General features: G+C 67.3%; 24 protein-coding genes. 18 read left to right on the plus strand and 6 right to left on the minus strand.

The genetic code is table 11. The features are described from left to right. The first annotated feature begins 100 nt into the window (after nt 1-100). Nucleotides 101-595: a MarR family winged helix-turn-helix transcriptional regulator gene (locus ACYVDK_RS07850; RefSeq protein ID WP_460520381.1), complete on the plus strand. Its 495-nt coding sequence runs from the start codon at nt 101-103 to the stop codon at nt 593-595. Nucleotides 596-607: 12 nt separating this feature from the next. On the opposite strand, the gene ACYVDK_RS07855 is transcribed toward ACYVDK_RS07850, so the two are convergent. Next, nucleotides 608-1,762 carry a MalY/PatB family protein gene (locus ACYVDK_RS07855; RefSeq protein WP_460520384.1) on the minus strand — a complete coding sequence of 385 codons (1,155 nt, stop codon included), beginning with the start codon at nt 1,760-1,762 and terminating at the stop codon, nt 608-610. A 77-nt stretch (nt 1,763-1,839) separates the two neighbouring features. Here ACYVDK_RS07855 and ACYVDK_RS07860 point away from each other — a divergent pair, with 77 nt between their 5' ends. The 3 genes from ACYVDK_RS07860 (at nt 1,840) to ACYVDK_RS07870 (ending at nt 5,235) form a co-directional block, all read left to right on the plus strand. Further along, nucleotides 1,840-2,124 (plus strand): DUF2277 domain-containing protein, encoded by a 285-nt coding sequence (locus tag ACYVDK_RS07860; protein ID WP_460520387.1) that lies wholly within the window; start codon nt 1,840-1,842, stop codon nt 2,122-2,124. 256 nt (nt 2,125-2,380) lie between these two features. Next, a complete protein-coding gene (locus tag ACYVDK_RS07865) occupies nt 2,381-3,499 on the plus strand; it encodes a GuaB3 family IMP dehydrogenase-related protein (RefSeq protein ID WP_460520764.1) in 1,119 nt (372 codons plus the stop codon). A 14-nt stretch (nt 3,500-3,513) separates the two neighbouring features. Beyond that, nucleotides 3,514-5,235 carry a glycerol-3-phosphate dehydrogenase/oxidase gene (locus tag ACYVDK_RS07870; RefSeq protein WP_460520389.1) on the plus strand — a complete coding sequence of 574 codons (1,722 nt, stop codon included), beginning with the start codon at nt 3,514-3,516 and terminating at the stop codon, nt 5,233-5,235. 110 nt (nt 5,236-5,345) lie between these two features. Here ACYVDK_RS07870 and ACYVDK_RS07875 read toward each other — a convergent pair whose 3' ends face one another. Continuing rightward, nucleotides 5,346-6,308 (minus strand): hypothetical protein, encoded by a 963-nt coding sequence (locus tag ACYVDK_RS07875; RefSeq protein WP_460520391.1) that lies wholly within the window; start codon nt 6,306-6,308, stop codon nt 5,346-5,348. A gap of 412 nt (nt 6,309-6,720) precedes the next feature. Here ACYVDK_RS07875 and ACYVDK_RS07880 point away from each other — a divergent pair, with 412 nt between their 5' ends. The 5 genes from ACYVDK_RS07880 (at nt 6,721) to guaA (ending at nt 11,876) form a co-directional block, all read left to right on the plus strand. Beyond that, the gene (locus tag ACYVDK_RS07880) at nt 6,721-7,233 is read left to right on the plus strand and encodes a cation:proton antiporter regulatory subunit (protein WP_460520393.1); all 513 of its coding nucleotides are present in this window, start codon (nt 6,721-6,723) and stop codon (nt 7,231-7,233) included. Nucleotides 7,234-7,235: 2 nt separating this feature from the next. Continuing rightward, the gene (locus ACYVDK_RS07885) at nt 7,236-8,741 is read left to right on the plus strand and encodes a cation:proton antiporter (protein WP_460520395.1); all 1,506 of its coding nucleotides are present in this window, start codon (nt 7,236-7,238) and stop codon (nt 8,739-8,741) included. A gap of 109 nt (nt 8,742-8,850) precedes the next feature. Beyond that, nucleotides 8,851-9,726: an SURF1 family protein gene (locus ACYVDK_RS07890; protein WP_460520397.1), complete on the plus strand. Its 876-nt coding sequence runs from the start codon at nt 8,851-8,853 to the stop codon at nt 9,724-9,726. A 4-nt stretch (nt 9,727-9,730) separates the two neighbouring features. Beyond that, nucleotides 9,731-10,267 (plus strand): DUF3817 domain-containing protein, encoded by a 537-nt coding sequence (locus ACYVDK_RS07895; protein ID WP_460520399.1) that lies wholly within the window; start codon nt 9,731-9,733, stop codon nt 10,265-10,267. A gap of 25 nt (nt 10,268-10,292) precedes the next feature. Beyond that, nucleotides 10,293-11,876: a glutamine-hydrolyzing GMP synthase gene (gene guaA / locus ACYVDK_RS07900; RefSeq protein ID WP_460520766.1), complete on the plus strand. Its 1,584-nt coding sequence runs from the start codon at nt 10,293-10,295 to the stop codon at nt 11,874-11,876. Nucleotides 11,877-11,900: 24 nt separating this feature from the next. Here guaA and ACYVDK_RS07905 read toward each other — a convergent pair whose 3' ends face one another. Continuing rightward, nucleotides 11,901-13,193 (minus strand): MFS transporter, encoded by a 1,293-nt coding sequence (locus ACYVDK_RS07905; RefSeq protein ID WP_460520401.1) that lies wholly within the window; start codon nt 13,191-13,193, stop codon nt 11,901-11,903. Between the two features lie 311 nt (nt 13,194-13,504). Between ACYVDK_RS07905 and ACYVDK_RS07910 the strand changes: the two genes are divergently transcribed. Both ACYVDK_RS07910 and acs read left to right on the plus strand, forming a co-directional pair. After that, entirely contained in the window at nt 13,505-14,020 is a 516-nt protein-coding gene (locus tag ACYVDK_RS07910) for an acetate uptake transporter (protein ID WP_460520403.1), read from the plus strand. Between the two features lie 5 nt (nt 14,021-14,025). Beyond that, nucleotides 14,026-15,993, plus strand: coding sequence for an acetate--CoA ligase (acs, locus tag ACYVDK_RS07915; protein WP_460520405.1), 1,968 nt, complete (start codon nt 14,026-14,028; stop codon nt 15,991-15,993). A 97-nt stretch (nt 15,994-16,090) separates the two neighbouring features. Here the strand turns inward: acs and ACYVDK_RS07920 are convergent, their stop codons facing one another. Beyond that, the gene (locus ACYVDK_RS07920) at nt 16,091-16,729 is read right to left on the minus strand and encodes a hypothetical protein (protein WP_460520407.1); all 639 of its coding nucleotides are present in this window, start codon (nt 16,727-16,729) and stop codon (nt 16,091-16,093) included. 109 nt (nt 16,730-16,838) lie between these two features. Next, the gene (locus ACYVDK_RS07925; RefSeq protein WP_460520409.1) at nt 16,839-17,693 is read right to left on the minus strand and encodes a Bax inhibitor-1/YccA family protein; all 855 of its coding nucleotides are present in this window, start codon (nt 17,691-17,693) and stop codon (nt 16,839-16,841) included. Between the two features lie 150 nt (nt 17,694-17,843). On the opposite strand from ACYVDK_RS07925, the gene ACYVDK_RS07930 reads away from it, so the two are divergent. From ACYVDK_RS07930 to ACYVDK_RS07955, 6 genes are all read left to right on the plus strand, one after another. After that, nucleotides 17,844-18,866, plus strand: coding sequence for a glycerophosphodiester phosphodiesterase family protein (locus ACYVDK_RS07930; protein ID WP_460520411.1), 1,023 nt, complete (start codon nt 17,844-17,846; stop codon nt 18,864-18,866). A gap of 232 nt (nt 18,867-19,098) precedes the next feature. Next, complete coding sequence (locus tag ACYVDK_RS07935; RefSeq protein ID WP_460520413.1) at nt 19,099-21,621, plus strand: ATP-dependent helicase; 2,523 nt, start codon at nt 19,099-19,101, stop codon at nt 21,619-21,621. Nucleotides 21,622-21,854: 233 nt separating this feature from the next. Then, on the plus strand, nt 21,855-22,088 hold the full coding sequence (locus ACYVDK_RS07940) for a hypothetical protein (protein ID WP_460520414.1): 234 nt from the start codon (nt 21,855-21,857) through the stop codon (nt 22,086-22,088). After that, nucleotides 22,085-22,495 (plus strand): PIN domain-containing protein, encoded by a 411-nt coding sequence (locus ACYVDK_RS07945; RefSeq protein ID WP_460520416.1) that lies wholly within the window; start codon nt 22,085-22,087, stop codon nt 22,493-22,495. Before ACYVDK_RS07940 ends, ACYVDK_RS07945 begins: the two co-directional genes overlap by 4 nt. A 311-nt stretch (nt 22,496-22,806) precedes the next feature. Beyond that, nucleotides 22,807-23,010 carry a hypothetical protein gene (locus tag ACYVDK_RS07950; RefSeq protein WP_460520418.1) on the plus strand — a complete coding sequence of 68 codons (204 nt, stop codon included), beginning with the start codon at nt 22,807-22,809 and terminating at the stop codon, nt 23,008-23,010. A 42-nt stretch (nt 23,011-23,052) separates the two neighbouring features. Next, nucleotides 23,053-23,241, plus strand: a complete 189-nt coding sequence (locus ACYVDK_RS07955) for a hypothetical protein (protein WP_460520420.1) — start codon at nt 23,053-23,055, stop codon at nt 23,239-23,241. Nucleotides 23,242-23,524: 283 nt separating this feature from the next. Here ACYVDK_RS07955 and ACYVDK_RS07960 read toward each other — a convergent pair whose 3' ends face one another. Further along, nucleotides 23,525-25,033 (minus strand): hypothetical protein, encoded by a 1,509-nt coding sequence (locus tag ACYVDK_RS07960; protein WP_460520422.1) that lies wholly within the window; start codon nt 25,031-25,033, stop codon nt 23,525-23,527. Between the two features lie 122 nt (nt 25,034-25,155). Between ACYVDK_RS07960 and murQ the strand changes: the two genes are divergently transcribed. Further along, the gene (murQ, locus tag ACYVDK_RS07965) at nt 25,156-26,109 is read left to right on the plus strand and encodes an N-acetylmuramic acid 6-phosphate etherase (protein WP_460520424.1); all 954 of its coding nucleotides are present in this window, start codon (nt 25,156-25,158) and stop codon (nt 26,107-26,109) included. Nucleotides 26,110-26,305: the final 196 nt, after the last annotated feature.

Consider the following 26,305-nt stretch of genomic DNA (forward strand, 5'->3'; position numbering starts at 1 on the left):
GTTTCGACAGGCTCAATCGGCGGGAAGGAGGTCGTTGGCTGGGCTTCGACAAGCTCAACCTGCCGGAAGGATGGGGAAACAGATAGTACGATACTGCTTAATGAATCCGAACGAAAAGCTGCGGGTGCCCGAAGCGGTGCAGGCAGTGCGCCGCGGCATCATGCGCATGGCGCGGCGGCTCCGCACCGAGCGCGCGCTCGGGTCGCTCAGCAGCAACAAGCTCAGCGTTCTCGGAACGTTGAGCCGCCTCGGCCCGCTGCCCGCCGGCGTCGTCGCCGGGGTCGAACGGCAGCGCCCGCAGTCGCTTTCCCGCATCTTCGCCGAACTCGCACTCGAGGGGCTCATCTCGCGTGAGCGCAGCGAGACCGATCGCCGTGAGCACATCCTCGCCATCACAGACGCCGGCCGCGCGGCGCTCGCCGCCGACCTCGCTCAGCGCGATGTTTGGCTCACCGAGGCTCTGAAGAAGCTGTCGCCCACCGAGCGGGGAGTGCTCGAACTCGCCGCCGGCATCATGGAACGAATGGCGATGGGCGAGGCGGTTCTGGAAGCCGTCGGCGAGCAGGCGGGGCGTTCGGACTCCTCTGCCGCGTGACCGAGACGGCGGCTAGGGCGTCACGCCGGCCAGCCGCGATACGGCCTCGGTGAGCACCTCGGGTGAGCATGCGATGTTCATCCGCGCGAAGCCGGCGCCCTCCTGCCCGAACGTCAGGCCGCTGTTCACGGCGACCCGCGCGCGCTCCAGTGCGATCGCGGCCGGGTTCTCGCCCCAGCCGGCATCCGTGAAATCAAGCCAGGCGAGGTAGCTCGCGCGGGGTTCCCGGTAGCGTACGGCGGGCATCCGCTCGGCCAGCAACTGCGTGAGCAGACGCCGATTGTGCTCGATCGAGGCGATGACCCCGTCGAGCCATTCGTCGCTGCGTTCGAACGCGGCAGTGCTCGCGATGCGCCCGAAGATGCTCGTACGCTCCTCGACCTCGACCGGCAGACCCCGCACGAGCGCGGTCATGCGATCGGACGCCGTGACGAACATCGCGCACTTCAGCCCGGCGAGGTTGAACGCCTTGCTCGCGGAATGCGCGGCGATCGTGTGCTCGCGGGCGGCCTCCGACACCGTGAGATACGGCGTGAAGGATGCGTCGGTGTGCGTCAGCGGCGCGTGGATCTCGTCGCTCACGACGACTGCGCCGTGTCGCGCGACGATCTCGCTGAGAGCTACGAGGGTCTCGCGCGGGTGCACGAGCCCGAGCGGATTGTGCGGGCTGCACAGCAGCACGGCCCGCGCTCCGGATGCCAGTGCGGCATCGATCGCATCGAGGTCGAGCTCGTAACCACCTTCGTCGGTGCGGGCGAGCGGCGTCTCCACCACTCGGCCGCCGGCCTCGGGGATCAGCTCGAAGAACGGTGGATACACCGGCGGCGTGATCACGACTCCGTCACCCGGGCGGATCAGTGCGCGCAGCGCCTCCACGATCACGACGCTCACGTCGGTGGTCGTGCGCACCCGCTCCGGATCGACCCGCCAGCTCCAGCGCCGCTCCGCAGACCCGGCGAATGCGCCGGCGGCCGCGCCGCCGTCGTGCCCGATGTACCCCGTGTCGGAGCGCTCGATCGCCTGGTGCAGAGCGGATGCCACGGGCTCGGCGAGCGGAAAGTCCGACTCCGCGACGAACAGCGGCAGCACGTCTGGCGGGTATGTCGTCCACTTCTCGCTCGTGCGCGTGCGGAGAAGGTCGAGACTCTGAGCGGCGACGCGGTGCATGAATGCAGCCTGCCAGGGGCGTGTGACGTTCGGTACAGCCCTGTGCCGCTGACGGTGCCCGGAGTTATGGTCGCGGTATGTGCCGCAACATCCACACCCTCCACAACTTCGAGCCCGCCGCCACCTCGGACGAGGTGCAGGCGGCCGCGCTGCAGTATGTGCGCAAGATCGCCGGAACGACGAAGCCGTCGAAGGCCAATCAGCAAGCCTTCGATCACGCCGTGCACGAGATCGCACACCTCACGCAGCACCTTCTCGATGACCTGGTGGCGACGACGCCGCCGAAGAACCGTGAGGAGGAGGCGGCGAAGGCCCGGGAGCGCGCCGTTCGATCCGGGCGGTACGCGACGGCATCCGCCTGACCGCACCGAGGTAACGCCTGGCGGCCTGCGGTGTCGCCCTGACCGCACTGCGGTGTCGCCCTGACCGCACTGCGGTGACGCCGCTGACAGTCCTGTGGTGACGCCGCCGCTTGCGCCACCCGTGCATCGCGACGTCGCGAAATCCATGGCCCGAGCGGTTGCTATTGCCGGCGTTAGTGACGTATTCGGCCAGGAAGTCGGGCCGAATCGACCTCGCCGGCCGCACTGCGCACCCCGATAGTCTTGTGCGGTGACCATGGAGATCGAGATCGGCCGCGCCAAGCGGGCTCGCCGTGTCTACGCGTTCGACGACGTGGCAGTGGTGCCCAGCCGCCGCACCCGTGACCCGGAAGACGTCTCGACCTCGTGGTCGATCGACGCGTACACGTTCGACGTGCCCATCCTCGCCGCCCCCATGGATTCGGTCGTCTCCCCGGCGACCGCGATCATGATGGGACGGCTCGGCGGGCTCGGCGTGCTCGACCTCGAAGGCGTGTGGACCCGCTACGACGATCCTGAGCCGGTGCTGGCCGAGATCCGGTCGCTGCCGAGTGAGGCGGCCACCGAGCGCATGCAGCAGATCTACGCCGAGCCGATCAAGGCGGAGCTGATCCGGGAGCGCCTCGCCGAGATCCGCACAGAAGGTGTCACTGTCGCCGGATCCCTCTCGCCGCAGCGCACCCAGGAGTTCTACCAGACGGTCGTCGACGCGGGCGTCGACCTGTTCGTGATCCGCGGCACCACGGTGTCGGCCGAGCATGTCTCCAAGAACGTCGAGCCCCTCAACCTCAAGAAGTTCATCTACGAGCTCGACGTGCCGGTGATCGTGGGCGGCGCCGCGACCTACACGGCGGCATTGCACCTCATGCGCACCGGAGCGGCCGGCGTGCTCGTCGGGTTCGGCGGAGGCGCGGCGTCGACGACGAGGGCGACCCTCGGCATCCACGCGCCCATGGCCACTGCCGTGGCAGACGTCGCCGGCGCACGCCGCGACTACCTCGACGAGTCGGGCGGGCGCTACGTGCACGTCATCGCCGACGGCGGTCTCGGCTCGTCGGGCGATGTGGTCAAGGCCATCGCGTGCGGAGCGGATGCCGTCATGCTCGGCACGACGCTGGCCCGAGCCACCGACGCCCCCGGCGGCGGCTGGCACTGGGGCGCCGAGTCGCATCATCCGCAACTGCCGCGCGGACACCGGGTGCGAGTCGCGCAGACCGGAACGCTGGAGGAGATCCTGTACGGTCCGGCTCGTGTCGCCGATGGCACCGCGAACCTGGTCGGAGCGTTGCGCCGTTCGATGGCCACCACCGGATACTCCGACCTCAAGGAATTCCAGCGCGTCGAGGTCGTCGTCGCCCCGTACCTGGGCCACTGAGGCGGATCACACCGATGAGCGCACGCACACACATCGAGCATTCCGCCCAGCTGGGGCCCAAGCAGCGGGCCGATGCCATCGAGTCCATGCGCTCCGAAGAGCTCGACGTGCTCGTGATCGGTGGCGGCATCGTCGGCACCGGCGCGGCGCTCGACGCCGTCACTCGCGGACTGACCGTCGGACTTCTCGAGCAGCGGGACTGGGCATCCGGCACCTCGAGCCGCTCCTCGAAACTCGTGCACGGCGGCATCCGTTACCTCGAGCAGCTCGACTTCCGGCTCGTGCGCGAGGCCCTCATCGAGCGCGGACTCCTGCTGCAACAGCTCGCCCCGCACCTGGTGAAGCCCGTTCGGTTCCTCTACCCGCTGCGGCGACCGGTGATCGAGCGCCTCTACATCGGCGCCGGCATGCTCCTCTACGACCTGTTCAGTTACACGGGTCTGCGGCCGCCGGGCGTGCCGCACCACAGGCACCTCACGCGCACTCAGGTGCGCAAACTGTCGCCGTCACTGTCGACGGATGCCTACATCGGCGGCATCACGTACTACGACGCGCAGGTCGACGACGCCAGGTACACCGCATCCGTCGCACGCACCGCCGCGCATTATGGCGCGCACGTTGCCAACCGGATGCGCGTGGAGGGCTTCCTCAAGATCGGCGAGCGGGTTGTCGGCGTCCGCGCGAGAGACCGGGAGACCGGCGAGGTCTTCGAGATTCGTGCCAAGCAGGTGGTCAACGCCACCGGCGTCTGGACCGACGACACCCAGTCGATGGTGGGGGAGCGCGGCAAGTTCAAGGTGCGCGCCTCCAAGGGCATCCATCTGGTGGTGCCGCGCGACCGGTTCCAGTCGGCGGCCGGCCTGCTGCTGCGCACCGAGAAGAGCGTGCTGTTCGTCATTCCGTGGGGCAGGCACTGGCTGGTCGGCACCACCGACACCGACTGGCACCTCGACAAGGCACATCCTGCCGCCACGGCAGCCGACATCGACTACTTGCTGGAGCACGTGAACCAGGTGATCGGCATCCCGCTGACCCGCGAAGACGTGGAGGGTGTCTACGCGGGGCTGCGCCCGCTGCTGGCCGGCGAGTCGGATGAGACGTCGCAGCTCTCGCGCGAACACATCGTTGCGCATGCCGTGCCTGGGCTCGTCGTGATCGCCGGCGGCAAGTGGACCACGTACCGTGTCATGGCGAAGGATGCCATCGACGCGGCCGCCAGCGCCCTCGACGGCAAGGTGCCGGCATCCGCGACTGCCGAGATCCCACTGGTCGGCGCGGTCGGATACCGGGCCGCGTGGAACCGCAGAGCACGGATCGCACGTAAGTCGGGCATCCACGTGACCCGGATCGAGCATCTGCTGAACCGGTACGGCACGCTCGCGCAGGAAGTGCTCGACCTCATCGCAGTGCGTCCTGAGCTGGCCGAGCCGCTGCCGGGCGCAGACGACTACCTCGGCGCCGAGGTCGTCTACGCGGCGTCTCACGAGGGGGCCCTGCACGTGGACGACGTGCTGGCCCGCCGCACCCGCATCTCGATCGAGGCGTGGGACCGCGGCGTCTCGGCCGCGCCGGTCGCCGCACGCCTGATGGGCGCGGAACTCGGCTGGGACGAGGAGCGCATCGAGCGCGAGATCGCCTACTACCTGCGCCGGGTCGCCGCCGAGCGCGCATCGCAGGAGCAGCCGGACGACGCCTCCGCCGACCGTGTGCGCCTGGAGGCCCCCGACCTCGGCTGACCGGGCCCCGGCACGGCCCGGGCTGGCCGGGTCCAATCGCGCCAGTTCGTCGCGATTGCGCCATGTCATGTGGCGCGGTCGCTGCAAAGTGGCGCAATCACGCATGCGAGTCATCGCAGGGTTCTGCGACGATCGACTCGGCGAAGACCGGCATCCACGAGGATCGCCTCCATTGGGTCGCGCTGCCATGCGTCATCCCATTCCCAGTGCGCGGGTGTCCAATTCACTCGTCGTAGAGCGTTGTCTCGTTGCTTCTCGGAACGGACTCGCTCCGTGAGCGACGCTTTTCCGTAACGTGGGTCGACATACTTTCCCCAGCCATCCGCCTCGCCGAGTATTCGGAACTGTGGCCATGCGAAGTCGCCGTATACCGTTTGCCCGTTCGACAGGGTCACCGGGTACTGAAGGATCGGTTTCGGAAAGCCGATTTCTCGCATCGTGAACCTGCTCAGAGTCTCGAACGCGGATTCCGCTCCCGTGACGGCGAATGAGAGCACTCGCTGCACCCGGGCGAAACCGCGGAAGGGCGTCCGTCGTTCGAATGACTCCTGTAGCGCCTCGAGAGTCGTCAACGGCGGACGTATCCCATAGCGGTCAACCTTGAGCGCGTGATCGACCATGGTCAAGGCCGTCAGGAACGGCGCCGTGCGGCACACCTCGATCAGCGTGTCGGGAAGCGCCGTCACCCTCGGCTCGCCGTCGACGATGCTCGCTGACGGCCACCGCGGGATCTCGACGACGCCGTTTCGTCGCCGCCCGCTCGTACCAGCGGCGAGGAGTTGGATCGACTCGGGGACGTATCCGACGAGAGGAAGACCTTGGAGGATCGCGGCAGAGATGCCGGTGACGACGGGGTTGTTTCGAGTTGCGGCTGCGGCGAGCACGTGAAGTGCGTGCTTCTCCGCCTGCTGCAGGCCGGAGAGCGCCGACGTCGGCACATACGCACCCCGTCTCAGGCGGGTGAGCGCATTCGGCGCTGCGGCTGCACGGGCAGAGTCATACGCCCCTGCCTCTCTCAGGTCGCGAGCCAGAACCACAGCACCGCTGTACGGCGTAACGAATGCATTGGGCATGCCATAAGGCTGAGCTGACGGGTGCGGATGCGAGTGCGCCCGGCGGCGATCTGTGGAAAGTATCCCACTCGGCAACTTGTGGACGGAGACCGCGGATGCTGTCCGGCACCGATTGCGCCAGTTCTTCGTGTTTGCGCCAGGCGACGTGGCGCAAACACCGACTACTGGCGCAGTTGGCGCTGGAGGCCTGGCGTAGTCGCGGTGCCGGGTGCCTGCCGTCGGCGCTGGGGGCCTGGCGTCGGCGCCGGGTGCCTGGCGTAGTCGGTGCCGGGTGCCTGGCATAGTCGGCGCCGGCCCGCACGTCGCGTTCACCCAGGGCGCAGCCGGGCACGAGGGCGGGTCGTGGACCGCTGGCTAGACTTGCAACCACGCAAATGCACGGGAGTCCTTGACGATGGTTGATGTTCGACGAGTGAAGCTTCCCGGGGTCGGTGTGCTGCACACCTTCGTGACGGACGACGGCGGCAAGGTCGGAGTCATCGCGCACCGCTCCGGACACTCGGATCTGATCACCTTCTCCGACGACCAAGACGCGACCAACGTCACCAAGGTGTCGCTGCGGCTGAACGAAGACGAGGCGCACACCCTTGCCGAGTTGCTCGGCGGTACCCAGATCACGGAATCACTGACCGCGCTCGACCAGATCCCCGGCCTCTCGATCGACTGGTTCACGGTCGACTACGAGGACTACATCGCGGGCCAACGGCTCGGCAGCCCCGCGGAGGTCGGCATGGTCGGTCTCACCGTGGTCGCCGTCGTGCGCGGCGACTCCACGAACCCGGCGCCTGCGTCGGACTTCAAGGTCTTCCCCGGCGACACGCTCGTCGTCGCGGGGTCCCCGGAGAAGGTCGCCAAGGCGTTCACCTACTTCCGCACCGGAGAGGTGGCCAAGCCGGCTCTCGCTGACGCTCCGCCCGGGGTGTGATCGTGTCCGTCGCCGCCGTGCCCGCGTTCCTCTCCTCTTTCGGTGACGACATCGTGGTTCGCGTCGCCGCGCACGGGCATCCGGATGCCCACCCCGCAGCGCTGCTCGGCACCCACCCCGCGTCGCTGCTGGCCGCCCGCGCACCGCACGCAACCGACTCGGTGGCCACGGATCTCATGGTGCTCGGCGCGCTGTTCGTGATCGCGTACGTGCTCGGGCGCCTCGGCAAGCTGGTGCGGCTTCCGGCCATTCCGATCTACATGATCGTCGGCCTGCTGGCCAGCCCGCACACCGGCTTCTTCCCGCTCAACTTCGACACGGCAGACATCGGTCTGATCGCCGTCTTCGGCCTGATCCTGCTGCTGTTCAACCTCGGCCTCGAGTTCGACCAGGACGAGTTCTTCGGCAATGCAGGCCGCCTGCTCATCTCCGGCGGCACCTACATCGTGCTGAACATGGGTGCCGGATTCCTGTTCGGCGAGATGGTGGGCTGGGGAACACGTGAGGCCCTGATCATCGCCGGCATGGTGGGCACATCGTCGAGCGCGATCATCACGAAGATGCTGATCGAGCTCGGGCGGCTGGCGAACAACGAGACCCCGGCCATCCTGGGGGCAACGGTCATCGGCGACGTGTTCATCGCGGTCTACCTGGCGATCGTCTCGGTCGTGCTCAGCGGTCAGACCCAGTTCTGGCCCGTGGTGCTGCAACTCACCATCGCGGCGGCGTTCCTCGTCGCCATGTTCACGGTCGCGCGATGGGGCGGACGCGTGGTCTCGCGGTTCCTCCGCACGCGCGACGACGAACTCTTCACCATTCTGTTCTTCGGCCTTGCCCTGCTCTTCGCAGGCATCGGCGAGCTGATCGGGGTGACGGATGCCATCGGCGCGTTCCTCATCGGCCTCGTGCTCGGCGCGACCCGCTTCTCCGGCAAGGTCGAGCGCATCTCGATACCGCTGCGCGACGTGTTCGCCGCGTTCTTCTTTCTCAACTTCGGCCTCGCGCTGAACATCGCCGAATTCGGCAGCGTCGCCTGGATCGTGCTCATCGCCATCGTGATGACCGTGGCGCTGAACGTTCTCTCCGGCGAGCTGATCGCGTACTTCAACAAACTGGATGCCCGTGCCGGCCTGAACATCGCCGCGGTGCTCATGAACCGCGGCGAGTTCACGCTGATCCTCGCGACGCTCTCGCTGGCGGCCGGACTGAACCAGAAGCTGGAGCCGTTCGCCGGTCTCTACGTGCTGATCATGGCGATCCTCGGGCCCGTGCTCACAGCCAACTCTGAGAGGATCGGTGTTGCACTGATCCGGCCGCGTCGAAGAACGGCCGTGAAACAACGCGATCCCGTTCTCGATGAGGAGATCGACCTCGTCGAGGCCGTCAGCCGTGGGCAGGAGCCTACGACTGACGACGCCGGCGGCGAGCAGAGCCGCGCGGATCTCGATCGCGTCATCGAGCAGGCCATGCGGCAGACGAACAACGACCAGACACGAAAGCAGAACTGACATCTCCGGTGACACCCGACCGGCGGCGGGCCCAGACGATCAGGGCACGGTACAGCCGGGCACGACTCAGCAGAGCGCCGCGGAGCACGACACGGCACAGCGGAACCCCGTGACGTCGACCGCTGTGCATCGCAAGCCCGTTCCGCCGAGGGCTGAGTCACTCGGGCGCACCATGGTGCGCCCGAAGTGGATCGCCGCGCTCGTGTTCGCACTCGCCATCGCGGCCGCCTTCGCGTGGCTCGGGCAGTGGCAGCTGGAACGCGCGGTGCAGTCGGGGCATGTCGTCGAGCATCCGACCGAGACGGTGATGCCGTTGAACGCGGTAGCCACCGTGAACGCGCCGCCGACGGATGCCGGCGTCGGCCAGCTCGTACGCACGCGAGGCACCTTCGCGTCGCAGGACTACGGGATGCTCGCCGGCAGGCTCAACGACGGAACGGCCGGCTACTGGGTGATCGCCCGGTTCACCCCCTCGGCGGATGACGTCAAGGGCAACACCGCGCAGCTCGCGGTCGCACGCGGCTGGGCGCCGACCGCGCAGAAGGCGAAGGCGGCGATCGGGCGCCTCGAAGCGCAGGACCCCACGACGGTCACGCTCGCCGGACGGCTGCTGCCCTCCGAAGCGCCGGAGGCTCCGAAGGCGAACACCGACCCGTTCGTCATGAAGGACATGTCGGTCTCCGCGCTGGTGAACCTCTGGCACGGCATCGGCGATTCCGACATCTACAGTTCATACCTCGTCGAGCACGGCACACCGCCCGCGGGCCTCGACTCCATCTACTCGCCGCCGCCGATCGTGCAGGCCACCGTCGACTGGCTGAACATCTTCTACGCGGCCGAGTGGGCGATCTTCGCCGGGTTCGCGATCTTCCTCTGGTACCGGCTCGTGAAAGATGCCTGGGAGAAGCAGCGCGAAGACGCCGAGGAGGAGTACGCGGAGGCGCTCGCCGCGTGGGAAGCCTCCAGCAAGCAGAACTTAGACTGAAGCCATGCCGAACTCCCCCCAGAACGAGGACGGCGGAAGCCTCCTCAAGCGCACGATCGAGCAGTTGCGATCGGCCAACTCGGCCCGGCCCCGCGCGGTGGACATCCCGAAGCTCCCTGGCGCCCTGACCTTCTATCGCGTGACGGCGTATATCACCGGAATCATGCTGCTCCTCCTGGTGGCGGAGATGATCGTCAAGTACGGCATCGGCTACTCGCTGTACGCGTTCGCGCCAGGGCATCCGGTGCTCGCGTTCGTGCCGTACAACCCCGCGAGCGGTGACCTGCCAGGGCTCGATGTCTCCACGGCGATCCTCATCGCGCACGGATGGCTGTACGTGCTCTACCTCATCGCCGATTTCAGGCTGTGGTCGCTGATGCGCATGTCGTTCACGAAGTTCGTGCAGATCGCGCTCGGCGGCGTCGTGCCGTTCATGTCGTTCATCGTCGAGCACTTCATCACCCGGCAGGTGCACAAGTTCCTGGCCGAGAACCCCGTCAAGTCGAAGGCGACATCGAGCACCGTGGAGGCATCCCATTAACGAGACCGACGCGGCCGGCACGACGATCGATGACCGGCATGCCCAGGCGGGCGAGCACCCGGTGCTCGTCGTCGACTTCGGGGCGCAGTATGCTCAGCTGATCGCTCGACGCGTGCGCGAGGCATCCGTGTACTCGGAGATCGTGCCGCACACCATCACGGCCGAAGAGGTCGCGGCGAAGAGCCCGGCCGGCATCGTGCTCTCCGGTGGCCCGTCCAGCGTCTACGAAGACGGCGCGCCCAGCTTCGATCCGGCCATCTTCGAACTCGGAGTTCCGACGCTCGGCATCTGCTACGGCTTTCAGGTGATGGCCACGGCGCTCGGCGGCGAGGTATCCAGAACCGGCGCGCGCGAGTACGGCTCGACCGATGTTCGGGTGACGGATGCCGGCACGCTGCTGGCCGATCAGCCCGCCGAGCAGACCGCGTGGATGAGCCATGGCGACTCGGTGACGAAGGCGCCGGAAGGGTTCGAGGTGCTCGCCTCGACCGACTCCACGCCGGTCGCCGCTTTCGCCAGCGACGAGCGACGGCTGTACGGCGTGCAGTGGCACCCGGAGGTGAAGCACTCGGCTCACGGGCAGGCGGTGCTGGAGAACTTCCTGCACCGCGCCGCCGGCATCCCGGCGGAGTGGAACAGCGAGAACGTCATCGAGACGCAGGTGAGGGCGATCCGCGAGCAGGTCGGAACGGGGCGCGTGCTCTCCGCGCTCTCCGGCGGCGTGGACTCCGCGGTGTCGACCGCCCTCGTGCACAAGGCGGTGGGCGATCAGCTGATCGCCGTGTTCGTGGACCACGGGCTGCTGCGTGAGGGGGAGCGCGAGCAGGTCGAGAAGGACTACGTCGCCTCGACCGGCGTGCGCCTCATCACGGTCGACGCGGTCGACACGTTCCTGAATGCGCTCGCCGGTGTGAGCGACCCCGAGGAGAAGCGCAAGATCATCGGGCGCGAGTTCATTCGCGCGTTCGAGAAGGTGCAGCGCGAACTCGTCGATGAAGCGAAGGCTGCGGGCGACCCGATCCGCTTCCTCGTGCAGGGCACGCTCTACCCCGACGTGGTGGAGTCCGGCGGTGGCACAGGCACCGCGAACATCAAGAGCCACCACAACGTGGGCGGCCTGCCCGAAGACCTGCAGTTCGATCTCGTCGAACCGTTGCGCACACTGTTCAAGGACGAGGTGCGTGCCGTCGGCCGCGAACTGGGGCTGCCAGAGGAGATCGTGTCTCGGCAGCCGTTCCCGGGGCCGGGGCTGGGCATCCGCATCGTGGGCGAGGTGACGCGCGAGCGACTCGAGCTGCTGCGCAAAGCGGATGCCATCGTGCGGCACGAGCTCACCGCCGCCGGTCTCGACGGCGAGATCTGGCAGTGCCCCGTCGTGCTGCTGGCCGACGTGCGCTCGGTGGGCGTGCAGGGCGACGGACGCACCTACGGGCATCCGATCGTGCTGCGTCCTGTGAGCTCCGAGGATGCGATGACCGCCGATTGGACCCGCCTGCCGTATGACGTGCTGGCGCGCATCTCGAACCGCATCACGAACGAGGTCGAGGGAGTGAACCGGGTGACGTTGGACGTCACCTCGAAACCCCCGGCCACGATCGAGTGGGAGTAGCACGCCGAAGACGACGACCGTCCGTCATCGGCCTGGCCGATCGCCGGACCGGTTCGCGAAGAGCCCGGTCCGGTTCGTGAAGAGTACCGACGCGGCGACGGAAAGCAGCATCCACGCCGCTGCGTAGCTGAAGGCCGCGGCCGGTGAGAGAACCGTGTACAGTATGCCCGCGACCACGGTTCCGACGATGTTCCCTACCGCCTGGATGCCGCCGATCACGCCGAATCCGCTGCCGCGCAGCCGATCGGGCAGCGCCCGGGCCACGAGCGCCGATTCGGCGGTCTCGGCGAATCCGATCCCGGCCCCGGCGAGCAGGAACCCGACGAGGAGAAGCGGCCACGCCGACACCTCGAGCCCGAAGAAGAGGTACGACACCACGTAGACGGCGGCGCCCATGGCGAACACCGGCCGCGGTCCGATCCGGTCGAGCCATGCTCCGCCGACGAATGAGACCACGGCCGCGATCGCGTTGTGCGCCGCGTACAAGATGATCGCCAGCGATGCGGCGCCGGCCACGCCGTCTGCGCTGAGGGCATCCGTGGCTCTCAGGATCAGCAGGGTGGTCGCCAGGTTTCCGCACTCGAAGAGCAGCACAGGGAGCATCGGGCGGGCGAGCCCGGCTTGCCGGAGCGCTTTCAGCTCCAACCGGAACGGCGCTCGAACCCGGTCCCGGTGGTGGCGGTGCGCCTCGCGCCCTGCGACTGTGATGGCGACGGCGGCGAGAATGCCCGGAACGAGCGCGAACCACATCGTCGGCCGTAGCCCGAGCCAGGCGACGAGCACGGAGGCGACGAGTGGACCCACCACGGCGCCCAGGTTGTCGCCTGCCCGTTCCAGGCCGAACGAGCGTCCGAAGGCGCGCGGGTTCGAGAGGGAGCTGAGCAGGGAGTCCCGTGCGGGCGACCGGATGCCGCGGGACGCCCATGCCAGTGCCCTGAGCAGCCCCGCCTGCCACACCGCCGTCGCCAGACCGATGGCAGCCGTCGCGACCGCGGTGACCAGGTAGCCGCCGGTCGCCAGCCTGCTCCTGCGCGCCGGATCGTTGGCGAGCGGGCCACCCGCCACCTTCGCAACGCCGATCAACGCATCGCTGACACCCTCGATCACGCCCAGCGACGCTGCCGTTCCGCCGAGGACGCCGGTGAGGAACGCGGGAAAGACGCTGGTGACGATCTCGTGGCCGGAATCCGAGAAGAAGCTCGCGGCGCCGACCGACACGACGCCGGGCGTCAGCCAGCGCCGAGATTCGGTCTGGTCGTCGTCGTCGCCGCTGCTCGGTCGCTCGTCCCCTGGCGCCGATCCATCATCGTCGGGCATGCAGCTCATTCTCCTCAGCAGCAAAGTGCCCCGCGCCATGGCGATCAGCGCGCCTCGAATCGATCGATCGTAAGGAATCCTCAGTTCAATGAGAGGCCTGTGAGAACTCGATGATCCGGATGCGCGTGGCGGGCGTAGCGTGGAAACGATGACCGGCGATGATGCCTGGCCACTGAGGAGTTGTGATCTCTATGTCCACACCGCAAGCGCATCGCGCTTCCGTTCCTCCCGAACCGGCGACGGAGTCTGCGCCAAGACCGTTGCACGTTCCGTTCGGCGATCCCGCGGGCCTCGGACTCGCAGGTTTCGGCATGACCACCTTCGTGCTGAGCGTGGTCAACGCAGGCTGGGTGCCCGCCGATGTCGGCGGCGTCGTACTCGGTCTCGCCCTCTTCTACGGCGGCGCCATCCAGGCGATCGCCGGGATCTGGGAGTTCGCGAACCACAACACGTTCGGTGCTGTGGCGTTCTGTTCATACGGCGCATTCTGGATGTCGTTCTGGTACCTGGAGACGTCGACGAAGCTGGGTTCCGACGGCGCGAAAGGCGTCGGGCTCTATCTGCTCGCCTGGGCGATCTTCACCTGCTACATGACGATCGCGTCGTTCCGCACGAACCTCTTCGTGTTCCTCGTGTTCGTCGTGCTGACGCTCACGTACATCGCGCTTGTGCTGGGCGCCTGGGTCGGGGCCAGCCCGTGGAACTACATCGGCGGATACCTCGGCGTGCTCACAGCGCTGCTCGCCTGGTACACGTCGTTCGCGACCGTGACCAATTTCACCTACAAGCGCACGGTGCTCCCACTCGTGCCGATGTCGAAGGGATGACCGCGATGACGGATCTCGAGGAACCCACCATCGCCAACCTGCTGCGCGAGAACCGACGGTTCGAACCATCTCCGGAGTTCGCCGGGCAGGCGAACGTGAAACAGGATGCCTACGCCGACGCGGATGCCGACCGACTCGCCTTCTGGGACAAGCAGGCGGGGCGCCTGGACTGGGAGACCCGCTGGGACCAGACGCTCGACTGGTCGAACCCGCCGTTCGCGAAGTGGTTCGTGGGCGGCAGGCTGAACGTCGCCGTGAACTGCCTCGATCGGCATGTGAAGGCCGGGCTCGGCGACCGCGTCGCGTACTACTTCGAGGGTGACCGTGGCGACACCAGGGTGATCACGTACCGCCAGCTCACCGAGATGGTCTGCCAGGCGGCGAACGCTCTCGCCGAGCTCGGCGTGAAGACCGGCGACCGGGTCGCGATCTACATGCCGATGATCCCGGAGACGGTCGTGGCGATGCTCGCCTGCGCCCGGCTGGGGGCACCGCACACCGTGGTGTTCGGCGGATTCTCGGCCGAGTCGCTGCGCAGTCGCATCGCCGACTGCCAGGCGCGCGTCGTGATCACGGCCGACGGGGCGTACCGCAAGGGCAACGCGGTGCCCCTCAAGCCCGCGGTCGATCAGGCGATCGCCGACGGCGCGGATGTCGACACGGTGCTCGTCGTCAAGCGCACCGGCTCGGACGTCGACTGGGTCGACGGCCGCGACGTGTGGTGGCACGACACGGTGGAGCAGTCATCCACGGAGCACGAGGCGGAGTTCTTCGACTCGGAGCATCCGCTCTACGTCATGTACACGTCGGGCACCACGGGCAAGCCGAAGGGCATTCTGCACACCTCGGGCGGGTACCTCGTCGAGTGTGCGTACACGCAGTGGGCCGTCTTCGACCTCAAGGCCGATCAGGATGTCTACTGGACCGCCGCGGACATCGGGTGGGTCACAGGCCACAGCTACATCGTCTATGGACCGCTCGCCAACGGCACCACATCGGTGATGTACGAGGGAACCCCGGACTCTCCGCACCAGGGCCGCTGGTGGGAGATCATCGACAAGTACAAGGTGACGCAGCTGTACTGTGCGCCAACGGCCATCCGCACGCTCATGAAGTGGGGTGCGCAGATTCCGGCGAAGTACGACCTGTCGAGTCTGAAAGTGATCGGGTCGGTGGGAGAGCCCATCAACCCGGAGGCCTATGTGTGGTATCGCCACCACATCGGCCACGACCGCACACCAGTGGTCGACACCTGGTGGCAGACCGAGACCGGCTCGATCATGGTCAGCCCTCTGCCGGGGGTGACGGCCGGCAAGCCGGGCGCGGCGATGCGTGCCCTGCCGGGCATCTCGGTGGATGTCTACAGCCAGGCGGGCGTACCGGTCGCCAACGGGGAGGGCGGCTACATCGTCATCACCGAGCCGTGGCCGAGCATGCTGCGCACGATCTGGGGTGATGACGAGCGGTACGTGAGCACGTACTGGTCGCGATTCCCCGGCGTGTACTTCGCCGGCGACGGTGCCAAGAAGGACGAGGACGGCGACCTGTGGCTGCTCGGACGCGTCGACGACGTGATGAACGTCTCTGGCCACCGTCTTTCCACGACGGAGATCGAGTCAGCGCTGGTCTCGCATCCGAAGGTCGCAGAGGCGGCCGTCGTGGGTGCCAGCGACGAGGTGACCGGGCAGGGGATCGTGGCGTTCGTCATCCTTCGTGCCGAGGCGGGCGACGGTGGAGCGGATGTCGTGTCCGAGCTGCGTGAGCACGTCGCCGTGCAGATCGGCAAGCTCGCCCGCCCGCGCCAGATCATGATCGTCGCCGAGCTGCCGAAGACGCGAAGCGGCAAGATCATGCGGCGACTGCTGCGCGATGTGGCCGAGAACCGTCCGATCGGCGACGTCACGACGCTCGCGGACTCGACAGTGATGGACGCGATCGCCGCAGGCATGGCCACCGGCGCGCACGACGACTGAGCGCCATCACCTCAGCACGTCGGTTTCAACTGCAGAAGTGGCTTCATAGGGCTACGTTGAGCGCCACTTCTGCAGTTGAAACGGGGCGGGTTCTCGATCATAACGGGGCGGACAGGGCTGGGGGTGTCTCGGTGCTGCGCTCCCAGGCATCGAGGAGCTGATCCTCGATGTCGGAGTCGGTGAGCGGCTTTCGTGCACGTCGGCTGATGCGACAGAGCTCGCGTATCCAGGTTCTCGGGTCGAACCGGTTGACCTTCTGGTGCTTCTCGCGCACGACCCAGACGAAGATCCAGACACCGACCGTGAGGTAGAGCAGCGTCCCGACGATATAGGCCATCGGTGAGTCGATCGCGTTGACGTCTCCTCGGTCTACGTCGGAGACGATCCAGCCGATCGCGGCAGCGATCACCGCAACGCCGATGGCCACGTAGGCGGCGGCGGCCACCGCCATGCCGAACCACCGCGGAACGAGCATGAACCGCCATCCGGTGAGATCTTCGGTGGTCTCGTCGTACTTCGCTTTCGTCGGCACAGGCAGCACGAGTCCCCGGGCCGTGAGCATCTGCCTGAGTTCGACCTCGGTCAGCTTCTGCCGGCCGAACATGATGTCGCCGCTGCGCAGAACCCGAAGACGCGGTTCCTCGTTCGTGCGGCCCGGACGTCGGAGAGCGCCTGCCCTCGTGGGCACGTTGTCGAGGCGCGACAGCGTGCCGCTCTCCGCTTCCGGCCTGTGCACCACTTGCGCTCCTTGTCCGCCGTCGACTCTAGAGCGTCATCTCATTCATCCACTGCATGCCAGAGGCCGCTCACAAAGAGCGGCCCCTGGTGTGCGGCGATTCGGTGAGTCAGTTGCGCCCGCCGCCGCCCGCGATGATCGCGAAGAGGCGCAGGAACTCGACGTACAGCCAGATCAGCGTGACGGCGAGGCCGAACGCGCCGTACCAGCCCATCACGCGCGGAGCCCTGTTCTTGACACCGTTCTGGATGAAGTCGAAGTCGAGCACAAGGGAGTAGGCGGCGAGGATGACGGCGAAGACGCCGATCAGCACGCCGAGCGGAATGTTGAACAACCACGGCACGTGCATGGAGTAGATGCCGAAGGGGCCGCCCGTCGTGGCCGGGCCGAAGCCGCCGAACATCATGACGATGAGATTCACCGCGCCGAACACCGCGTAACCGATCAACGCGACCAGGAACACCTTCGTGGCGCGAGCGGATGCCCGGATCTTTCCATTGGCGAACAGCACGAGCGTCACCGCGAACACGGCCAGCGTCGCGAGGATCGCCTGAATGACGACGCCGTTCCACAGCTGCTCGAAGATGGCCGAGATGCCACCGATGAAGAGGCCCTGTGCTGCGCCGTACGACAGGATGAGCGCCGGCGAAGGCTTGCGCTTGAACGAGTTGACGAGCCCGAGCACGAGGCCGACGATGGCGCCGGGGAACGTGAGCACCGGGAAGAACCAGCCCACCACGGCGGTGGCGAGGATGACCGCGAAGAGCAGCACCGTCTTGACGATGGTGTCTTCGTAGGTCATGCGGCCGGTATCGGTCGACGTCGCCGCCGGGGCGTCATACAGCGACTGGATGCCCTCGGCAGTGGCGAGCGTATTCGTCTCCGTCGCCGTCGCGGCACCGGCCGCGGGATTGTTCGGCTTGAAGGCCGGATTGCGCGAAAACGCGGGGTTGGAGAGAGCCATGGTGAAACGTTACCGAAGATGGGCGATGTTCGGGCTGGGGTTCTGCTGTGCACCTTCGGCCTGCGCTCCGCCAGCGGCGAACAGGTCGGCATGGTCGTACCTAGAACGGGGGTTCGGCCGGTTGCCATGCCTGCTCGTTATCGTGAAGACATGACCTCCGCGCCCATGATCATCGGCCATCGAGGCGCTCCTGGGTACCGGCCGGAACATACGCGTGCGGCCTACGAGCTGGCGTTCGCGCTCGGTGCGGATGCCGTGGAGCCCGACGTCGTAGCGACCAAGGACGGGGTTCTGGTGCTCCGGCACGAGAACGAGATCTCGACGACGACGGATGTCGCATCCCGCCCCGACTTCGAGCACCTGCGAACCACGAAGATCGTCGACGGCGCCTCTCTCACCGGATGGTTCACGGAGGACTTCACGTGGGAACAACTGTCGACGCTGCGCTGTGTCGAACGGCTCCCCGCGGTGCGTCAGCCCAGTTCGACGTTCGACGGCAGCTACTCGGTGATGAGGCTCTCCGACCTGTTCGAACTCGTCGACCGGCGATCCGAACGCATCGGCCGCGACCTCGGGCTGGTCGTCGAGCTGAAGCATGCGACCTATTTCGAGAGCCTCGGCCTGCCGTTGGACGAGCTGTTCGCCGCATCCGTTCGGGAAGCCGTATGGAACGACCGGCACGCGAGACTCGTGGTCGAGTCGTTCGAGCGCACCGTACTGGCCAAAGTGCGGGCGCGGGGCGTTCACGGCAGGTCGGTGTATCTGGTCGAGGCCGATGGTGCGCCCTATGACGCTGTCGCCCGAGACGGGGCGGCGGCGCAGACGTACGCCCAGGAGATCGACGAGGCGGGGCTGTACGAGCTCGCCGCCGCCACCGGCGACGACGCGATCGACGGCATCAGTGTGGACAAGACACTGCTGCTGGATGCCGACCGCACCGACGCGACGGATCTCGTGGATCGCGCGCACAGTGCCGGGCTGCAGATCTACGTGTGGACGTTGCGGGCCGAGAACCGCTTCCTCGACGAACCGTTCCGCCGTGGTGAGGCGCCCGAGCACTACGGCGACTGGGCGGGAGAGTTCGAGTTGATCATGTCGACCGGGGTGGACGGCGTGTTCGCCGACCAACCTGACCTCGCGTCGGTCGCGCGCGACGCGCTCGGCTCGCCGTAGCGGAGAACGCGGCGACCCGACCTGTTGGGGGAGCCCCCAGCGAATGTCCAACGAAAGGTCAGGACGTGGCCTGTCTGGAACCATCATTTCGTCGCTGCATCACCGGATGATGGGCACATCGCGCGAAGTTCCAGTCGGCGATCCCCCTACGTGTGCAGTACTGGTGCTGAACGGTGCGAGGCGCGGAGGCGACCCGGAGCGTGTCAGCCGTGCCGCCTATCATTGACGCAGCATGACGACGCCTTCCGACACCCCTGTTCTCGACGACGCGACACGCGACCCCGAAGCGTTTCGGGCATCCGCTCCGATCATTCTCGACGGGGTGGATGTCGGCGTCGACGAGCGCGCGTTCCGGCCGAATGTGGGCGGGGATTCGCTGCTGGACGGCCTCAACCCGCAGCAGCGCGAGGCGGCGGAGTACCGCGGTCCGGCCCTTCTGATCGTGGCGGGCGCCGGCTCCGGAAAGACGCGGGTGCTGACGCACCGCATCGCGAGCCTGCTGGCGAACCGCGAGGCGTGGCCGAGTCAGATCCTCGCGATCACGTTCACGAACAAGGCGGCCGCCGAGATGCGGGAACGTGTCGAGTCGCTGGTCGGTGAGAGCGCCCAGGGCATGTGGATCTCCACCTTCCACTCGGCGTGCGTGCGCATCCTGCGGCGAGAGGCGGAGCACTTCGGCTACAACCGCAACTTCACCATCTACGACGCGGGCGACTCGAAGGCGCTGCTCAAGCGCATCATCAAGGAGCTCGAGGCCGACACGTTCGGCTTCACGCCCGGCAGTGCTGCAGCCCGCATCTCGAAGCTGAAGAACGAGCTGTCGGATGCCGAGTCGTTCGCCCGCACCGCCAACCGGTCGGATCCGAAGGAGGCGATGTTCCTCGAGATCTTCCGGCAGTACAGCCGAGATCTCGAGCGGGCGAACGCCTTCGACTTCGACGATCTGATCAGCCAGACCGTGTACTTGTTCCGTGCGTTTCCGCACGTTGCCGCGCTGTATCAGCGACGCTTCCGCCACATCCTCGTCGACGAGTACCAGGACACGAACCACGCACAGTACGAGCTCGTCCACGCGCTCACGGAGCCGATCGAGCCGGAGGAGGTGGCCTCGCTCGAGGCGAAGGACTTCACCATGCGCGGGTTGGTGGATGCCACCGGCCGCGTGCCGGGCGCGTCGCTGACAGTGGTGGGCGACTCGGATCAGTCGATCTATGCATTCCGTGGTGCGGACATCCGCAACATCTCGGAGTTCGAGCGCGATTTCCCTGGCGCCAAGGTGGTGCTGCTGGAGCAGAACTACCGGTCGACCCAGAACATCCTGTCCGCGGCGAACTCGGTGATCGGAAACAACTTCGACCGCAAAGACAAGAAGCTGTGGTCCGCGGGCGGCGATGGTGAGAAGATCGTCGGCTACACCGGCTACTCCGGGCACGATGAGGCCCAGTTCGTGGCCGACGAGATCGAGAAGCTTCATTCGGCGGGAATCCCCTACAACGAGATCGCCGTCTTCTACCGCACGAACTCTCAGACGCGTGCGCTGGAAGAGATCTTCATCCGCTCCGCGCTTCCGTACCGCATCATGGGCGGCACCAAGTTCTACGAGCGGGCCGAGATCAAGGATGCGATGGCCTACCTCATCGCCGTCGCCAACCCGTCGGACGAGATGGCGCTCCGCCGCGTGCTGAACACGCCCAAGCGCGGGATCGGACCGGCCACCGAGTCGCAGCTTGCGGGCTACGCGGAGGCGAACGGGTTCAGTTTTCGTCAGGCGATGCGGGATGCCGCGTCTCTCGGCCTCGGCGCCAAGGTGACGAAGGCGATCGTCGAACTGGCGACGCTCCTCGACTCCGGTGCCGTCATGATCGCCCCGGATGCCGGTGCCGGCTCCCCGGGTTCCGCTACCGCGAAGGTGAGCGACGTTCTCGTGCACCTCATCAAGGGCTCCGGACTGGTGGATGCCCTGCGCGCGAGTCGCGATCCGCAGAACGAGGCGCGCGCGGAGAACGTCGAGGAGCTCGTCGCGGTCACGAAGGAGTTCGAGCGCAACAACCCTGAGGGCGGACTCGTCGAGTTCCTCACAGAGGTGTCGCTGGTCGCGGCCGCCGACGAGATCGACGACGCCAGCGGCACCGTGTCGCTCATGACCTTGCACACGGCGAAGGGTCTGGAGTACGACGCCGTGTTCATCACAGGGGTCGAAGAGGAGTTGCTGCCGCACCGCATGTCGGCGAACGAGCCGGGTGGACCGGCCGAGGAGCGCCGTCTGTTCTACGTCGGCATCACGCGAGCCCGCAAGCGGCTGTACCTCTCGCTGGCGATGACGCGTGCGCAGTTCGGAGAGGTCGCCGTGGCGTTGCCGAGCAGGTACCTGCAGGAGATCCCGGCCGAGCTCATCGACTGGAAACAGTCGCCAGGGTTCGCGAACTCCCGCGGCGGCACGCAGTCCCGCGCGCTGAACGCACGACGTTCCGAGCGTGGGCCGGATCGCGGCCTGACCGGCGCGGGCGGTTCGTTCGGCGCCAAGCCGACGATCCCGGTGAGCGCATGGCCGAACCGGGTCACGGCGCAGGTGCGGGACAACGGCGACCTCACGCTCGAGCCCGGCGATCGCATCCGTCATGTGGACTTCGGCGACGGGCGCGTCACCGCGGTCACCGGCGAGGGCACGAAGCGGGTGGCCCACGTGCAGTTCGACAAGGCGGGCGCGAAGAAGCTGCTGATCAAGATCGCTCCGATCGAGAAGCTTTCGGCCTGAGAGCCCGCGCGGTCGCCTGAGAGCCCGCGTCTCGCCTGCGAGCCCGCTCGCCTCCATGTCTAGGTTCCGAGCGGAGATGGCGGCGGAGGCTGGGGATTCCACGCTACTTGGCAGCGATTCTGACCGAGGATTCCACGGAAGATGGCGAATCCTGCACCAGTACGCGCCCAGCGGTTCCGTGTTTCACAAGGGGATCCGCTACCGCACAGATCCATATGAAGTGACATATAATGGTGGCGGAGGTGGTTGGGATGGCTATGACGTCGTTGGATCTTGACCAGGGCAGGCTGCGTCTGCTGCGCGATCTGACCGGTGCCGCGTCCAATCGCGAGGCCGTGTCGTGGGCTATCGATGTAGCGATTGGCGTCGAGCAGAAGCGTGAGGCGGTGGCCCGCATCCTTGCTCGTGGCTTCGGACCGGATCGCTTCGAGAATCCTCCCGAGGCGACCGACGGTGCTACCCGGTGACGGAATGGATCGTCGATAACAGCGTCTGGGCGCGGGCGAACAGTGTTCCGGGCGTGCGCCGGCGCATCGAGGAGATCGCCGCGGACCCGCACGAGATGATTCTGAGTTGCCCTCCGCAAGTCCTTGAGTACTGTTTCGCGGCTCGAAACGCGGACGAGTACGCCGAGCTGCGCGAGGACATGGAACTGCTGGCACGGCCGCGATACAGGCCCGCCCTGGAGGATGGGCTGGACATCCAGCAGGCCCTCTTTCGGCACGGCATGGGCCGCGCCGTCGGCGCCGTCGACATCCTTATCGCTGCCTGGGCGCGCGCGAACGACGCCGCGGTACTCACTGCGGACCACGACTTCGACTTGATCGCCCGCGCGATCCCAGGATTCCTCCACGAGTACATTCCCAGCACGTAAACGTATCCCTCAGCGGGCGAATGCGACGGCGTTCGATCAGCGCACTCGGGCGCGGCGTACACTCCCCATCAGGGCGGGGGTCAGGACATGACATACGGACGTCGAAGCCGCGAACTGAGCGGCAGGCCTGCTGTCGGTGGAGACCGACACGCGACTCACCGGGAGACGCAGCTTCTTATCGCCGGCGTTCTTGCAGTGGCCATGGCCGTATTCATGGCGTGGATGTCCTGGCGTTAATGCAGGTCGTCCGGCCGATTCGCCCGTAAGTGGATCGCGCATCGAGACGACTTGCCTCGCGCTAGCGTCTTGGCATGAGCGCTGATGGCCTCCCGACCTCGCCGCTGCGTGCACTGATCGCCGACAGCGAAGGCCGCCAGGCCCGCGTCTACAAGTCGTGGGAGGAAGCGCGCAGCGACCCCGACTCAGCCATAGTGATCTCCGGAGACGGCGGCGGCACCATCTACCTGACCGTGCCACTTCGACTGATCCGGTGCAGCGACGAGGCGCTTGCGTAGCTTGCAGCGGAACTCGACGCGACAGTCTGGAACGATCCCTCCATGCTCGAAATCACTGTGGAGCACCTGCCGGTCGGGAGCGTCGCAGTAGGAGGAATGGGCGGTGGCCTCGTCGTCGACGATGTCTGGCTACACCCGCACGAATTCGCCGAGCAACATACCCTCCGAGCTCGACAAGTGCTGTTCACGCCAGGACGGTCCCGCCTCACGAAGCGCGCGCCGACCGATTAGCGGTCCTTCACCGTGCGGAACGTCGTCGAGCTCGCGGCCGCACGTCGTCGCGGCGCTGCGATGCACGTAAGACCCGGACGGTGATATCGCACGCAGGGTACGGTAAGCGCCCTGTCAGCCTGGAACTCAGCTGGGCGTGAGCTTGGTTTCCACCATGAGAGGCTCCGTGTAGTTGGCGGATTCGCCAAATGTCCGCTGACTGTCGCGGGATCCGCCATCTTCGCTCGGAACCCACACCATGGGCGGCTCCGCACACCCTGCGCGGCTCGGTACGCAGCCCCACTCACTGTGTACGTCTCCGCGGCAGGCGACGTGCGGTGCGGCGCGCCCATCGAGCGCACAGCACGGAGACCCCGATCAGCAGCGCGGAGGTCGCCGCCAGCGCTGCGGCGGTGCGTTGCGGGCCGTCAGCCGATCCTGTCTCGGCGAGTAGTGCTTCCTCGCCTACAGCTCGAACCGGCGGAGCATTCGCAACCACGGTTTCCGCGACTTCACCGAATCGCGACGTCCAGGGCTGAATGCGGGCGCGCCCCTGCTCAGGCGCAGTGTCGTCTGGCGCGATCGTCTCGACCCAGACGAAATATCCGGCACTCGGAATCGTGCACGGTGGTGTCGAGTACTCGCCTGGCCCGTGGTCGACGAGCGTGGTCACCTCGCAGACCGTGGCGGCGTCGGCCGGCGCATCGGCAGACGCCACCGGTGGCGTGGCGAACGGGCCGAGCAACCGGCTGCGAACCGTGACGGGGATTGGTGCGTAAGGTCCGCCGTCGGTGCCGTACACACCCCATTCGGGCTCCGTGCCCTGCCCCTCGCCGGCACCGACCTGCAGAACATCGTGCACCGCGGTGCCCGTCATTGCGACCGCGTCGCTGGCTTTCGTCGTGACCACAGGCTGGAACGGGAGCGACGACGGCCGCTGTGCAGAGACGTCAGCCTGCGCGGAAGCCCGGCCGGGCGAGGCGGTGAGCACGCTCTGCACGCCCGGCTCTGCGCGCGCCACGATGACGGCGGCTCCGAACGACTGGTTCGAGAACATGACGGACGCCGAGAGGTTCATCACCGCCGTTCCGGCATCCGGCGTCAGCGGGTACGGAACGCCGTTGCGCACTCGCTGCTGATGCGATCCGTCGGCGAAGGCCGCGCCCTGCACGGTCGCGACCCCTTCGACGGTGTCAGGCGGTGCGGAGGTCGATCCGGCCAGGAAGTCCACGTCGAGTGCCGCGACGAGGGAGCCCGCGCCGGTGTCGCCGCGGTCGATGGAGAGCCTGGCGGCGATGGAGCGGGAGGCGCCCGACGGGCCGTTCAGCTCCGCCAGCATGCTGCGTGTGCGGACCAGCACCGCGCCCGCCCGGTCGCCGGCTCTCGCGGCGAGTTCCTCGAGGCTGTGTCCGTTCAGTCCGGTGATGGTCCACGTCGCCAGTTGGGCGGCCGCGGCCGTCACCTGATCGTCGGTCCCGGCCCATGCCCTCGAGACATAGGCAAGGCGCGCACGGTCGTCGTCGGAGAATCGGCCGAGCGTTGCGGCATCCGTCGGATCGAGGTCGTACCCGGTCGGTGCGCGGCCGCCGAGGTCGATGCAGAATCCGCGCGTGCCGTCGGCCAGCGACCAGGACCCGATCCACCAGCCATCCGACGACCAGAATCCGACGCCGGTCCCGGTCGCGCCCACGGCGTGGGCGGGAGTCGGCAGCAGCAGAGCACCCCCGAGCGCTGCGAGCATCACCAGCAGTGCCATGAGCGCTGGGCGTCGACGGCGGCGGGGGTGTGCGCGGTGGTGATGGATGCTCGTCATGCCCGGAAGGTTCGCAGGGTGCCGACCACCTCGAGAGGCACGGAGGCGGGAACGTGCACAACTCCGGCGATGCCTCACCTGGGGAGGACGGGACGATGCCCGAAGTCTCGTACGGTGTAGGCATGACAGACACGACGAGCACGCCGGATTCCGATGAACGCGGCGAGCTGCGCGAACGGCTGAACTCGTTCGCCACCGAAGCGGTCAACGAGGCGACGCGCGAGCTGGACCTGCTGCCCCTCGACGTTCAGATCGCCCTGATGTGCGCTCAGAACGACACCGTCGCGGATGCCGTCGCCGCCTGCGCGCCGCAGCTCGCAGCAGCCGTCACCCTGGTCGTGGACGGAATGCGCGCGGGCGGCCGCCTGATCTACGTCGGTGCGGGAACGCCCGGCCGGTTGGGCGTGCTCGACGCGAGCGAGATCCCTCCGACGTACGGAATGGACCCTTCCAGGGTCGTCGGCGTGATCGCCGGCGGTGACGCAGCCATCCGAACCGCCGTAGAGAACGCCGAAGACGATGACGTCGCCGGTGCCGCCGACGTCGACGAGCTCGACGTCGGCGAGCACGACACGGTCGTCGGCATCTCGGCATCCGGGCGCACGCCGTACGTGCTGGGCGCCCTGAAGCGGGCGCGGGATCGCGGCGCCTCGACCGTAGGGTTCGCGTGCAACGCGGGATCGGCGATCGGCGAGGCATCCGATGTCGCCATCGAGACCGTGGTCGGACCCGAGGTCGTCACGGGGTCGACGAGGCTGAAGGCCGGGACGGCGCAGAAGATGGTGCTCAACACCATCTCGACACTCGCGATGGTGCGTCTCGGCAAGGTCTACGGCAACCTCATGGTCGACATGCGAGCCACGAATGAGAAGCTCCGAGCGCGTTCTGAGCGCATCGTGATGCTCGCCACCGGAACGGATGCCGCCACCGCAGCCCGTGCACTGACGGCCGTGGACGGGTGGGTGAAGGCGGCGATCCTCGTGGTCGTCACCGGGCTCGACGGCGACGACGCTGTGCGCCGTCTGGACGATCACGACGGGATGCTCCGCGACGCGATCGCCGCGGCCGTCCGGTAGCCCTTCGGGCACCACACTCTCCGTCGGCTCGTCGCTCCGCGATGGCGTCGAGCGGGTACGCAATCGCCGATTGCGCCAATTGGGTGCTGCCGCGCCCGGAGAGGTGGCGCAGCGGCGCCCAATCGGCGCAGCTACCCGGTGAGGGACCAGGAATGCGGGCATTCCCCGTCGCGCCTCCATCGCCTGTCAGTGGTGG

This window comes from Humibacter antri (genome assembly GCF_054777235.1).